This window comes from Gemella taiwanensis (assembly GCF_054054385.1).
In genome coordinates this window covers 245,326-259,458 of record NZ_JBSMTL010000001.1, presented here as the reverse complement: position 1 = coordinate 259,458, position 14,133 = coordinate 245,326, and the positions used below count along the sequence as shown (strand labels likewise).

The 14,133-nt window shown below is 28.0% G+C and carries 14 protein-coding genes; 5 read left to right on the top strand and 9 right to left on the bottom strand.

Annotated elements, in window-relative coordinates:
* Positions 1–8: 8 nt before the first annotated feature.
* From ACWOA3_RS01245 to ftsY, 4 genes are all read right to left on the bottom strand, one after another.
* Complete coding sequence (locus tag ACWOA3_RS01245; RefSeq protein ID WP_003146438.1) at positions 9–209, bottom strand: YqgQ family protein; 201 nt, start codon at positions 207–209, stop codon at positions 9–11.
* Positions 210–219: 10 nt separating this feature from the next.
* Positions 220–1,656, bottom strand: coding sequence for a tetratricopeptide repeat protein (locus ACWOA3_RS01240; protein ID WP_456883835.1), 1,437 nt, complete (start codon positions 1,654–1,656; stop codon positions 220–222).
* A 39-nt stretch (positions 1,657–1,695) separates the two neighbouring features.
* Positions 1,696–2,199 (bottom strand): PTS sugar transporter subunit IIA, encoded by a 504-nt coding sequence (locus ACWOA3_RS01235; protein WP_003146441.1) that lies wholly within the window; start codon positions 2,197–2,199, stop codon positions 1,696–1,698.
* A 282-nt stretch (positions 2,200–2,481) separates the two neighbouring features.
* Positions 2,482–3,546 (bottom strand): signal recognition particle-docking protein FtsY, encoded by a 1,065-nt coding sequence (gene ftsY, locus ACWOA3_RS01230; protein WP_456883834.1) that lies wholly within the window; start codon positions 3,544–3,546, stop codon positions 2,482–2,484.
* Positions 3,547–3,919: 373 nt separating this feature from the next.
* Between ftsY and ACWOA3_RS01225 the strand changes: the two genes are divergently transcribed.
* On the top strand, positions 3,920–4,330 hold the full coding sequence (locus ACWOA3_RS01225; RefSeq protein WP_456883833.1) for a helix-turn-helix domain-containing protein: 411 nt from the start codon (positions 3,920–3,922) through the stop codon (positions 4,328–4,330).
* Positions 4,331–4,417: 87 nt separating this feature from the next.
* Entirely contained in the window at positions 4,418–5,473 is a 1,056-nt protein-coding gene (locus tag ACWOA3_RS01220) for a type I restriction endonuclease (protein WP_456883832.1), read from the top strand.
* Between the two features lie 175 nt (positions 5,474–5,648).
* Here ACWOA3_RS01220 and lysS read toward each other — a convergent pair whose 3' ends face one another.
* Positions 5,649–7,148 (bottom strand): lysine--tRNA ligase, encoded by a 1,500-nt coding sequence (gene lysS, locus ACWOA3_RS01215; protein WP_003146443.1) that lies wholly within the window; start codon positions 7,146–7,148, stop codon positions 5,649–5,651.
* A gap of 360 nt (positions 7,149–7,508) precedes the next feature.
* Between lysS and ACWOA3_RS01210 the strand changes: the two genes are divergently transcribed.
* Positions 7,509–8,825 (top strand): APC family permease, encoded by a 1,317-nt coding sequence (locus tag ACWOA3_RS01210; RefSeq protein ID WP_456883831.1) that lies wholly within the window; start codon positions 7,509–7,511, stop codon positions 8,823–8,825.
* 253 nt (positions 8,826–9,078) lie between these two features.
* Positions 9,079–9,960, top strand: coding sequence for a hypothetical protein (locus tag ACWOA3_RS01205; protein WP_456883830.1), 882 nt, complete (start codon positions 9,079–9,081; stop codon positions 9,958–9,960).
* 80 nt (positions 9,961–10,040) lie between these two features.
* On the opposite strand, the gene ACWOA3_RS01200 is transcribed toward ACWOA3_RS01205, so the two are convergent.
* Positions 10,041–10,688, bottom strand: coding sequence for a GDSL-type esterase/lipase family protein (locus tag ACWOA3_RS01200; protein ID WP_003146446.1), 648 nt, complete (start codon positions 10,686–10,688; stop codon positions 10,041–10,043).
* Positions 10,689–10,858: 170 nt separating this feature from the next.
* Here ACWOA3_RS01200 and ACWOA3_RS01195 point away from each other — a divergent pair, with 170 nt between their 5' ends.
* On the top strand, positions 10,859–11,764 hold the full coding sequence (locus ACWOA3_RS01195; protein ID WP_456883829.1) for a cation diffusion facilitator family transporter: 906 nt from the start codon (positions 10,859–10,861) through the stop codon (positions 11,762–11,764).
* A 43-nt stretch (positions 11,765–11,807) separates the two neighbouring features.
* Here the strand turns inward: ACWOA3_RS01195 and ACWOA3_RS01190 are convergent, their stop codons facing one another.
* The 3 genes from ACWOA3_RS01190 to ACWOA3_RS01180 all read right to left on the bottom strand — a co-directional run bounded on the left by ACWOA3_RS01190 (position 11,808) and on the right by ACWOA3_RS01180 (position 14,104).
* Positions 11,808–12,491, bottom strand: coding sequence for a YjjG family noncanonical pyrimidine nucleotidase (locus ACWOA3_RS01190; RefSeq protein ID WP_456883828.1), 684 nt, complete (start codon positions 12,489–12,491; stop codon positions 11,808–11,810).
* Positions 12,492–12,590: 99 nt separating this feature from the next.
* Entirely contained in the window at positions 12,591–13,634 is a 1,044-nt protein-coding gene (locus ACWOA3_RS01185) for an LLM class flavin-dependent oxidoreductase (RefSeq protein WP_456883827.1), read from the bottom strand.
* 62 nt (positions 13,635–13,696) lie between these two features.
* Positions 13,697–14,104, bottom strand: coding sequence for a MarR family winged helix-turn-helix transcriptional regulator (locus ACWOA3_RS01180; RefSeq protein WP_456883826.1), 408 nt, complete (start codon positions 14,102–14,104; stop codon positions 13,697–13,699).
* Positions 14,105–14,133 lie beyond the last annotated feature (29 nt).

Genomic DNA, 14,133 nt, shown 5'->3' with positions numbered 1-14,133 from the left:
CTTATCACCTATCCTTTTGATAATTCATAATTAACTTCATGTCTAATTATAGCAATTGCTCTTATAAAATCTTCTTTTGAAATTAATTCTAAACGTCTTAATTCTCTCACTTCATATTCTACCATACTTAATGTATGTTTTCTATCCTTCATATATATAATTATACCAAATGATTTCAAAAATTGTTGCAAATCATAAAAATTTTTCATTAATATCACCTTAAAAATTACTCAATTCATCAACTAGATTTTTATTAGCTTCTCTTCCGTCTAATTCATAAGCTCTTTCTGCATACTCTTTTGCTTTCGAATAATTACCTTCTTGGCGTTCAATTATTGCTAAATTATAATAAAGCGGTGCAAAAGAATCATCAAAATTTATTCCCTCAAGAAAAACTTTCTTAGCATCTTGTTTTGTAGCTGTAGTCATCTTAACCATACCTAACTCATAATAAGTTAAAGCGGATTTATTTTTAGAGTTTAATTCTTTTTCTAAATTGAATATATCTTCATCATTGTATGTTTTTAATAACCTACTATCAACTCTCGAAACTCTAAATCGATTAATTGTACCTTTCGTATTAACACCTGCGATTAACAATGTTTCACCAAGGAGACAAAAGACTACCATACAAATTAGTGCTATATAAACTCTTTTCTTAACTAAAAATAGTTCTATAAATACTCCTAATACAAAAGAAAAAATATATAAAACTATAGAAGTATCAAATAATATTGAAACCAAGGCCAGATAAACAATTGATATTGCACTAGAATACATGAATTTCAAATTATCATTCTTTTTACTAAGCTGTCCCATAAAAATAGAACCTAAAAGCGCAATATTTGAAACCAAGGCAATATCTAGCATCCCTGAATATCCAAATATCAACAGGAAATTGAACACTAAGGAAACTATTAATAATATTCCAAGGCTTTTCAATATATTAAGAGACTTATTAAATAGAATTGAACTAACCCCGATTGTTGCCAATATTACCAACAATTTCATAGAGTTATCTACTGTAAAAACACTAGTAAATACTCTATAAAATTGACCGCTTATAATTTTCTGATAGCTATACTCGATATATTGATATGCAGAACTATTTCTATTCGATAAATAAATTATAAAATAATTTATTAAGAATAAAATTAAATAAAGACCTGATAATATATTATATTTTACATTAAATACATTTCTATCTAATGTTTGCCTTTTATATAATTCAACCACCCTATTTTTATATCTTAAAGTGTCAGGCGTTCCTTCTATAAAACTCTTATCTTTTTCTTTTAAAAACAGCTTACTATTTTTCTCATTATATAAAATACGTTCGATAATTATGCTATTTGATATTCTATACTTTTTGTAATCTTCTATAATATCATCAAATTCAGGAGAAACATAAAGGATTTTCATTTTTAAACTATTCAGTTTAAACATTTTTTTCAGTCTAACTTCATTTCTAATAACATTAGAAACAATGCTGTCGATTTCTGTTGATTTAAAACTATCTCCGTATATAAATCTTATTAATTCATTATCTTCATTAATAAGCCATACATCTTTTTTTTCTGGACGATAATATAATATACTGTAATTATATTTCGTTATATACAGGTATATAATCTTCCAAAATTTTTTATCATTCATAAATTCGTTACTAATAGTAAAACTTAAATAGACCTAGGTCTATTTAAGTTTTACTTTTGCTACTTCTTGTGAGAAATCAACAGTTTCATTTAATTTTAATACTTCGATATTTGCTACTGCATCCATGTTTGTAATTACACAAGGAGTAATAATATCCTTAGCTTTTTCTTTAACTAACTCTAAGTCATAAGTTAATAAAGTTTGACCTACTTCAACTCTATCTCCTGCAGATACTGCTACATCGAAACCTTCACCTTTCATAGCAACTGTTTCTAATCCAACGTGAATAAGAATTTCTACATCTCCTGATTTAATTCCAAAAGCATGTTTTGTTGGGAATACTTGGATAATTTCTCCAGCTACTGGTGAAATAAGTTTCCCTTCTTCAGGAATAATAGCAAATCCATCTCCCATCATTTTTTGAGCAAATACTGGGTCCGGTACTTCTGTAATATCTACTACTTTACCTTTCATATATGAGCTTAAAACAACCTCATTTACTTGCTCTTCTTTTTTTCCGAATAATTTAGATAAAAATCCCATCTTAATCCTCCATATATATTTACCTTCTTAATATATATATTATATACTTTTATTACAATTTTTTCAATTAATTTTCGGAAATAATTTCAAATTTAATACTAAAATATTTCTATTTAATTATTGATTTTAAAATAATACAAAAAAGAGAGATTTTCCAAATATGATTTCGTAAATCCAATTTATGAAAAATCTCACTTAAATATTTATTAAAACTTCAAATTTTAAAAAATTTTATAACTTTATAGTATTTTTAAGTTTATAAATTGAACTATATCAACATTGCTATTCTGCTTCTGATTGTTCTTCAGTTTTATCAGAGTTTTCTTGATAAAATAGTCCATAAATATATTGTTCAGGATCAAATACTTCTAAATCATCGATATTTTCCCCTAAACCTACAAGTTTAACTGGAATACCTAGTTCTTTCTTAATGGCGATGACTATACCACCTTTAGCTGTTCCATCAAGTTTAGTAAGAATAACACCTGTTACATCACTTACTTCTTTAAATGTTTTCGCTTGTAGTATACCGTTTTGACCTGTTGTCGCATCTATTGTTAAAAGTACTTCATGTGGCCCTTCTGGAACTTCTTTTTTAATTACACGGACAATTTTTTCAAGCTCTTTCATAAGATGATCTTTGTTTTGCAATCGACCCGCAGTATCACAAAGTAATACATCATAACCTTTTGCTTTAGCAGATTGAATAGCATCAAAGATAATCGCTGCTGAATCAGCTCCCTCATGTGATTTTACAATGTCTGCACCACTACGTTTTGCCCAAACATCAAGTTGATCAATAGCTCCTGCTCTAAATGTATCTCCAGCAGCTATAAGTACTTTTTTTCCTTCTTTCTTAAGGTTATGAGCTAATTTACCGATAGATGTAGTTTTCCCTACTCCATTAACCCCTACGAATAAGAACACTGAAAGTTCTTTTTCTGGTGCATAGTTTAATTCAGATTTTACTGTTCCTTCCATGTAAACATCTACCAACTTCTCAATGATCATACTTTGAAGCTCACTTGGTTCTTTTAGATTTTGTCTTTGTGACTCAACTTTTAGATAATCAACTAATTCTAATACAGTGTTATAACTAACATCTGATTGAATAAGTAATTCCTCTAATTCTTCAAAAAATTCTTCGTTAATTTCTCTATATGAACTAATTAAGTTATTAAGTGCATTAGAGAAATTATCACGTGATTTTTTTAGTCCTTTTTTAAATTTTTCAGTTACAAACTGACTCTCGACGAACTCTTCATATTCATCAAGCGAAATCAGTTCTTCATTTAATTCTTCCTTAGCAGAAAATTTTTCTTTTAATTTTTCAAAAAAGCTTGCCATTTGATACTCCTTATATTTCTTTTTTATTTTTAATTATTTCCATTTTCTTTTTTAGATAATTAATTTTGGTTTTTATGTAACTATCTTCTGTTTCATCATTCATTTTATCATTTATATAATTAAGAAAACCACTGTAAATCTCATTATTTATTCAATGAAAAACTAAAAATTTATTATTTGCAGTTCTTATCTTCTTTTATGTTTGTATTATACCATTTTGTATTATATAAATCAACACACCGTATTATATAGAACTTATTACTTCTATGTTTGTCTATAATTTACTATTTATAATAAATATCAAACTAAATTTTACTTTCTAAATTGAATTTCAAAATATATTTGATATAATATAAGAAAGGAGTTGATTATAGTGAGTAATAATCAAAAAGAAATTTTTTCAAAAAACTTAAAAAGATTAGTTTCTAATAGTAATTTATCTCAACGTGAAATTGCTATTAGCATTAACATATCTCCTCAAACTTTTAATACTTGGATAAACGGTATAGCAATACCTCGAATGACAAGTATTCAATTATTAGCCGACTACTTTAATGTAGAAAAGTCTGATCTAATTGAAGATGAAAATAGTTTAAAAACAGAACATCATGATATTTCATTAATAATAAACCAGTTAACTAATATTCTGAGAAGTACACAAAAGGTAATGTACAATGGTGTACCTATGGATGAATTAACTAAAGAATTGGTTTATTCTTCAATAGAACAAGCAGCCCGTATTGCAGATGTTAATAACAAAAAATCAAAGATTAATAAAATGTAATATTTATAAACAAATATTAACTTAATAAATTTAATTAAATAGAATATTATTCTAGTAAGATAGAAAATTGAAAGGAATTATTATATTATGGAAAAATTTACAGAACAACTCAAAGCACTTTCTGAGAGAACATTAAATTTAAAGGACACTCTGAATACTGAAGAAGCTACTAAGACAGCGTTGGTTATGCCATTTTTTCAATTATTAGGGTACGACGTCTTTAATCCACTAGAGTTTTCTCCAGAGTTCACTGCAGATGTTGGAATTAAAAAAGGTGAGAAAGTAGACTACGCAATTTTAGAAGAAAATGAACCCGTTATATTAATTGAATGCAAATCAGTTAACGAAAAACTAGATAATCATGATTCTCAATTATTCAGATATTTCGGAACTACAACATCTAAGTTTGGAATACTAACTAATGGAGTTGAATATAGATTCTATACTGATTTAGATGAACAAAATAAAATGGATAGTTCCCCATTTCTTAGATTCAATCTGTGTGAATTAAAAGATAATCATATTGTTGAAATTTTTAAGTTTACAAAAGAAAATTTTGAAGTTTCAAAAATTTCTAAAACGGCTTATGAACTGAAATATGTAAATTCTTTAAAAGAATATTTAAATCAACAATGGACTGAACCATCAGAAGATTTTATAAAATATTTATTAAATGAAATTTATGATGGAGTAAAGACCAAGCAAGTAGTGGAAAAATTCACACCAATTATTAAAAAAACTTTCCGTATATTTATAACTGATCAAGTTAATAGTAAGTTAAGCGCTGCACTTAATACGTCTGTTAATACTAAACACGATGAACCTGAAGAAGATTTGGAGAATACAACTACGGAAGCTGCAATTATTACAACTCCCGAAGAATTAGAATCATACGCAATAACTAAAGTTTTATTAAATGATATCGTTGATTCTAATAGAATTTTTTATCGAGATAATCAATCTTATTTCAATATATTATTGGACGATAATATTAGAAAATGGATAATTCGAGTTTACATGAACAGAACTAAAAAATATGTTTTATTAAACAATGGGAATAGAACCAAAATCGAAATTTCTACACCTATGGATATAACGAAATTAAAGAATGAATTAGAGAATGTACTAAAACAATTCTTATAATATAGAAACTCGGAAGTATATAATCTATAATTATCATATAAATCAAAATATTAATATAACTAAAAAGAACTAACTTTAAATTAAAAGCTAGTTCTTTCTTTTTTTATAAGTTTGCCTTTTTTTTTGCCCTTTTTTATTAGATACCCTCTATGAACCTTGATAAATCTACAACGGTTTACTTGTGCTTCATGTATGGGAATAACAGTACGTCACGGATTGAAGCTGAGTTAGTTAATAACATAACTAATCTATCAATTCCGATTCCTAATCCACCTGTTGGCGGCATACCGTATTCTAATGCTTCTACGAAGTCTTCATCCATTTCATAAACTTCTTCGTTACCAGCATCTTTTTCATCCATTTGAGCTAAGAATCTTTCTTTTTGATCGATTGGATCGTTTAACTCACTAAATGCATTAGCATGTTCACGTCTAACGATGAATAATTCGAAACGATCAGTAAATCTTGTGTCTTCTGCATTAGTTTTTGCTAATGGAGATACTTCTACTGGGTGACCGTAAACAAATGTTGGTTGAACTAATGTTTCTTCTACAAATGTTTCGAAGAATTCATTAATAATGTGTCCAACTTTCATATCTTTTCTAACTGGAACATTGTGTTCTTTAGCTAATGCGTGAGCCTCTGCATCAGTCATTTCTGGCCAAAAATCAACTCCAGTTACTTCTTTAATAGCATCTACCATGTGTACACGACGCCATTTTGGAGTTAAATCAATTTCATCTTCACCATACATAATTTTTGTGGTACCGTGAATTTCATTACAGATGTAAGCAATCATAGATTCTGTTAAATCCATAATATCATTGTAATCTGCATAAGCTTCATATAATTCAATCATTGTGAATTCTGGGTTATGTCTTGTTGATACACCTTCATTACGGAATGCACGACCAATTTCATATACTTTTTCTAATCCACCGACGATTAAACGTTTTAAAGGTAATTCAAGTGCAATACGCATGAATAATTGCATATCTAGTGCATTGTGGTGAGTTACGAATGGACGAGCAGCAGCTCCACCAGCAACTGAGTGCATCATAGGAGTTTCTACTTCTAAGTATCCACGTTCATTTAAGTAGCTACGCATAATTTGAATAATTTTAGAACGTAATATAAATGTTTCTTTACTGTCTTCATTCATAATTAAGTCTACGTATCTTCTTCTGTAACGCTCTTCAACATCTTTAAGTCCGTGGAATTTGTCTGGTAGTGGACGTAGTGCTTTTGTTAAAATTTCAAATTTATCAGCTTTAACAGATAATTCACCTACGTTAGTTTTGAATAGTACCCCAGTTACACCTACAATATCCCCAAGGTCAAGAGTTTTGAAGTATTCATATGAATCTCCTACTCTATCTTGACGAACGTAAATTTGAACTTGACCACCTAAATCTTGAACGTGAGCAAATCCAGCTTTACCTTTACCACGTTTAGTCATAATACGTCCTGCAATTGTTACAGAAATATTTTTTTCTTCTAATTCTTCTTTACTAAATTTATCATATTCTGCTACGATTTGATCTGAAAGATGTGTTCTTTCAAATTTAGTTCCAAATGGATCTAAACCACTTTCTCTCATAGCTTCCATTTTTTCACGACGAACAAGCATTTGATCATTTAAATCTTGTACATCTACTTTAATTTCTTCTGTCATGTTAAATTCCTTTCTAGTATAATCTAGTAATTTTATTCAGATACTCCTTATTATAACACATTTTCATCCGTTTTGTTAAATCTTTAGGAAGAATTTTTCTAAATTTTTTAACATTTAATCTTTGTACTATTAATTGAAATATTCTAATTTCAATCTTTTATTTAACATAATCTCATAAATAAATATATTGTGAAATTTTCTAACATAATTTGTTAAATTTTTCTTCTGAAACTATTGTTTAGATATAAAAAATAAGATATAATAAGTACGCCTAGAAATTAATAAGAAAAACAACCATAAAAATTTTAAAAAATAAATATTATTAAAAAATATTCCATATTATATAAAGGGGGGATTCTTTTGGAAAATTTAAGAAAAGAAATTGGATTTTTTGGAGCTTTTTCTACAGTAGTTGGAGTAGTAATTGGTTCAGGGGTATTTTTTAAAGCGGCAGTTATATATAAAACTACAGGAAACGTCAGCCTTGGTCTACTAGCTTGGATTCTTGCTGGAATTATAAGTATTTGTGCGGGATTAACTACTGCTGAGCTTGCTGCCGCTATACCGGAAACCGGGGGTATGATAGTTTGGGTTGAAAAGGCTTATGGAAAAACAATATCATACTTACTTGGTTGGGCTCAGGCTGTAATATATTATCCTGCTAGTATAGCTGCAGCCGCCGCTATTTTTTCAACACAATTTCTAAATCTTTTTGGTGTTGACAAGAAATATTCAATACTTGTAGGAGCATGTGCCGCTACTACGGTAACAGGTTTAAACTTACTTGGTAGTAAGGCGAGTGGTCATATTCAAACTATTGCTACTGTTTGTAAACTTATACCAATTGTAGCAATTATTGTTTTCGGATTATTACAACCTAATCCTACGTCAATTGAACTTTTTCCTAGTAGTTCATCATCAACTAGTTCTACACCTCTAGCTGCTCTTGGTGCTGCAATGTTAGCCGCCATGTATGGTTATGACGGATGGAGTAATGTTGGAACTATTGCTGGTGAAATGAAAAATCCGAAAAAAGATTTACCACGCGCAATTTTATATGGTTTACTAGTAATAACAACAATTTATCTACTAATAAATGTAGCGTATCTACTTACTATGCCTATGGAACAAATAGCAGGTAACGGTAATGTTCCTAATGATGTAGCTACTAAGTTATTTGGACCAAATGGTGGTAAAATAATAACCATTGGTATTATGATTAGTGTTTACGGAACTATGAATGGTTTTACTATGACAGCTATTCGCGTTCCTTATGCAATGGCAATGAAAGATCAGATTCCATTTAAAAACTTCTGGATCAAACTGAATAGATTCTCAATTCCATATTTCTCAGCTTTAGTAACTTTAGTTTTAACTATTGCGATGATGTTTACAGGAGAATTTGATACTCTTACAGATTTTCTTTTATTTACAATTTGGATTTTCTTCATAGCGACATTTTTCGCTGTATTTGTCCTTAGAAAAAGAGAACCTGATATGCCACGCCCATATAAAGTTCCATTTTACCCTATAGTCCCTTGGATTTCTATCATAGGTGGAGCTTACATAGTACTCGCTGCTATTATTACTCAATTTACATTAGCTATAAGTGGTGTTATTATTACATTACTTGGTTTAGTATTTTACACAGAAACTCATAAAAAATTCAAAAAATAACTATTTAATTAAATTATATAAATTCAAATACTCAACTAAAAAATGGATCTTAAAATTCTTTCTTTAATAATGAATGACTTTTAAGGTCCATTCATTTTATTGATATTCAATTTTTTTTTTGATAAAATATGATTATAACTTCTTTCATTTTGTAAAGAGGATTGAAGTTATCCCCCTAGCATTTTGCTATGGATAACTTCAATATTTTTTGTAAAATCATGTGAGGTAAAATGTAAATAAGGAGGAAGTTTTTGTGTTAAAATTTATTTTAAAAAAAGAAACTATACTTACAACTTTATACACAATTTCATTGTCTTTATTAATAAGTAAATTCTCAATAGACTATTTATATATGGATAAGTCAATATATGGATTCATTCATTTTATACTACTTTTTACAATTTTCTTTAATAGTTGGTTAATAGAAGTAGTTCATTTAAATAGATATGGTAAAGATAGTTTTCTAAATTATTTCTTTTTAATTTTTCAAACACTTGTTGTCTTAAATTTATTAATAAGAAATACATTTGATATTAAATTCATTCTTGCAACATTAGTGCTCCTATCAGTTATATTAAGTGTTCAACATATTACAGAGTACATTCTCATAGATAATAAACAATTAATGATAAAAAAATTAACGGAACCGTTTAGTTATATTCACACTGGTCGAACATTAGCTCTCTTTTTAGGTTTTTTATTTATTGATTATTGTTATTGGTTTATATTTTTTGCTTTTATGATAAGTCAACTATTCCCAAGTTTCATATCTAGAAGTATTCATGTGAAAGATATTAATTTTAATCATTTAACTAATCATTTATTTATTATGACAAATTTTATTACTCTTTCTCTGATATTAAGTGATTTAAATCTTAATATCCCTGTGGATAGATATTGGTTAATTAGTATTATTTTTATTATTTTACTAAGTATCTATAATAGAATTTTCAAAACTATCGATCGAACTTTAACTAAGCAATCTGGTAATACATACATAATCGGAATATATTTTACAATATTTAGTATAACTTTTGTTAATCAATTTATTATTTCAGAATTCAATTTGATATATATACTTCTAGCTATTTTAACAATATATATAAGTAAACTATCTTTTAAACAATATATATAAGTAAACTATCTTTTAAACAATATAAAAAACAAATCCGATGATAATCTTTCATATTTAGAAAGTTTATCATCGGATTCTTCTTATCTTGCTTCTTCGTAATCTAACACTTCCGACACTTTACTAGCAATATACTTTGCTAATTTTTCATGATTTTTTTCATCTAAGTGAATACAATCAATTAATGAAGTCTCTGCTACACGCCCCGCATTTAAAAAGTCTACTTCATATTTATCACTAACTTCTTTAAATGTTTGAGCTAAGAATTTTGATTGTTTTAAACTGTTTTCATCAAATTCTCCAAATAAGCTTTGTCTTTCTACTATTTCATCACGTAATGGAACAGGTGAAACAACAAGAATCTTCGGAATTTTATATCCAGCGATTAAATGAGGATTTCTTATATATTTAATATATTCTTCAATCCCTCTAGCAATATGTTTCGCACTCGGATTAAATTGTTTTTTCAAATCATTAGTCCCTAACATAATTATTACTAAATCTACAGGTACGTGACTTAACATTAAAATTGGTAGTGTATCAATACCACATCTAACCGGTACAATCGTATCTTTTGCAGTAACTGTTCTTCCACAAAGAGCTTCTTCTATAATAGTGTCATTAGAACGAAATTCTGCTAGTAATTTAGTCCAACGTTTATCAGTTCTTACTCCATCCTCACCTGGAACATATCCCCAAGTGTTACTATCCCCAATACATAAAATACGCATAATTTTCTCCACCTTTTTTCATCTAAATTCTTCTTAATTTTATCAAACTAATATAAAAAAAGCAATAGAGCCAGATGATAAAAGTACTAATAATTGTTATCAGTGCAGTATTTTTGTAAAGTTCTACTTCATGATTTATAATAACAATATTATAAATTAAGGAGGATAAAATGATACAAAAAAATTTTCATCATAAAAAACATTATAAAATTCAATCATATTCAAAAAAAGTACTTTATACAACATTCATTTTAACAATAAGTTTTGCATTATTAGAATATATCGGGGGGCTTCTTTCTAATTCATTAGCGTTATTAGGTGACTCATTCCATATGTTCTCTGATGTTATCGCATTAGGTTTTAGTTTAATTGCTTTGATATTCAGTTCAAAAAAGCCAAATAAAAAATACACTTTTGGTTTTGTGAGATTAGAAGTATTAGCTGCCTTTATTAACGGTTTAATGCTAATTGGTATTTCTATTTATTTAATTTTTGAAGGATTTATGAGATTTTTCAATCCTAAAGACATTGATTTCAAATCAATGCTTATAATATCGACAATAGGATTAATCTTCAATATTGTAGTAACAATAATTTTAACAAAAAGTTTAAAAGAAGAAGATAATCTTAATATTCAAAGTGCTTTATGGCATTTCCTTGGTGATTTAATTAGTTCAATTGGAATTATAATTTCTTCAACAATTATTTACTTTACAAACTATCAAATTGTTGACGTTATTATGAGTATTATTATCAGTATAATATTATTTAAAGGCGGATATAAAATTACTAAATCGTCATTTGTAATTTTAATGGAAGCTACTACTCTAGATACTAAAGAAGTTTACAATAAGATTAAAAAAATAGAAGGCATCGTAGATATTCATGAATTTCACATTTGGCACACTGATACAAATGAAATCAACGCAGCAATGCACATTCTTTTAAATGAGTATAATACAGCTAAAGATTACACAATAGTAGAAAATGTAAAAATACTTCTTAAAGAAGAATATAATATTGAACATTGCTTTATCGCGCTAGAAAATATTAAATACAACGATCATAGTTTATAAAAAAAGGAGTCTAAGTTGATATTTTTTCAACTTAGACTCCTTTTTATAATTCCAATAAATCTATCGTCTTCTCAATTTTATACGTAGGTACTAGCTCTGGATTTGAGATTTTATGAATATCTACTAAACAACTATCAATCCCTGCATTATTAGCACCTAATATATCCGATGTAAGAGTATCTCCTATCATTAAAACTTCATCCTTATTTTCAACACAGATTTCTTTTAAAATAATATCAAAAAATTCTTTATCTGGCTTTTTACTTCCAATTTCTTCGGAAATAAAAATCTTCTCAAAGTATTTATTAAGATTATTATTTTTTAATCTTGTTTGTTGAGTAACACCTATTCCATTAGAAGCTACATATATTTTATGAGTTGTTGTTAGTTTCTCTAACATCTCAATTATTCCATCAAAAAGTTGATTTCCTTCAGCAAGATACCCTCTATATCTTTTATCTACTTCACTACCATCAACTTTTCTATCAAACAACTTAAAAAATCTTATAAATCTTTCACTAGTGACTTCTTTATTCGATATTTCTCCACGTTCAAAACTTCTCCATAAAGATTTATTTATCGTTTCATATTTTTCAAACAACTCATCATTATACTCAATATTTTCATCTTTCAATAATTTTTTAAAAGCTAAAACTTGTGCTTTACCGAAATCTAATAAAGTATCATCTAAATCAAATAATAAATATTTATACTTATCTAAAATCATCTGTACTCTCCATCTTTTTATTGTCTATTTATTATAACATAGAGTATGTTTTTTTAGAAAAAATAGCTTTACTTGAATTAGAAATTGTATTTCAATTACTTATTTATTTTTAAAATATTCACGAACTCGTGGAGCTACTTCTTCTCCAAATAGTTTTATAGCTTTCATTATATCTTCATGTGGCATAGAGCCAAGTGGTAAATGTAGCATAAATCTATCTAGTCCTAAAGTTTCTATCATATCGATAAGTTTATTTGCAACTATTTCTGGACTACCTACTAACATAGATCCATCTGGCCCTACGCTATTTAAATATTGTTCGAAAGTAAGAGGTCTCCAAAACGGTCTATCTTTCGAAATTGCATCAACAACCTGTTTTGTAGGATGGAAATATTTTTTAATCGCTTCTTCATCCGTTTCAGCTACAAATCCCCAAGAATGTGAAGCAACTTTTAATCTATCTTCACTATGACCTGCATTACGTCCTATAGCTCTATAATAATCTATTAAACCTTTGAAAGCTTTGTATTGACCTCCAATTATAGCATATGCTATCGGTAATCCTTTTTGAGCAATTTTTATAGTAGACTCTGTATTTCCACCTGTCGCTACCCAAATTGGAAAGTCTTCTTGAACACTTCTTGGATATACTCCCTTATTTTCTACCTTTTGTGTATGTTTTCCTTCCCATGTTAACATTTCATTAGCTTTAATTTTCTCTAACATTGCTAATTTTTCATCGAATAGTTCTTCATAATCGCCTAAATCATAACCGAACAACGGAAATGATTCTGTAAATGATCCACGACCTACCATTACTTCTGCTCTACCATTAGATATTGCATCAATAGTTGCATATTGTTGATAAACTCTTACTGGGTCTGATGATGATAATACTGTTACCGCTGAACTTAATTTTATATTCTTAGTAACAGCTGCGCCAGCTGCAAGTAATATCTCAGGTGCTGATACTGCAAAATCTTCTCTATGATGCTCACCGATTGCATAAAGATCTAAACCAACTTCATCAGCAAGTTTCATTTCCTCAATCATATTTCTAATACGTTCATCATGTGCAGGTGTTATTCCTGTACCTTCAATTTCTGTAGTTTCACCAAATGTACTAATTCCTAACTCTATCATTTTATATCCTCCTATATTATCTCAATTTCAAGATATTTATTTATTAAAAAAGGCGTAAGCCTCTAGTTTATTTTTTTTAAGATTTCTTTTAATATTACTAACTCTTTGTCATTTATTTTTTCAAAAATTCTCTTAGTATTTTTTTTATGAATTGGAAAAATATCATCGATTAATTTCATTCCTTCTTCAGTCAACCTTATATAAGTTACTCTTTTATCCTTTTGGCAAACTTTTCTAATAACATATTCTTTTTTTTCAAGACTATCAACAACATAAGTTGCACTTCCACTAGCAAGCAATATTCTATCTCGTATTTCTTGAATACACTTCTCACCTTTACTATATAAAAATTCCATAACAGCAAATTCAGTCGCATTAATTGGATAATTCTTTAAAGTTTTCTTTAAATCATCTACTAATAAATTGCTTGCTCTCATTATTCCGATAACGGCTTTAAACTCATTATTCATAAGGATTCTCCTGTTTTTACTATAAATAT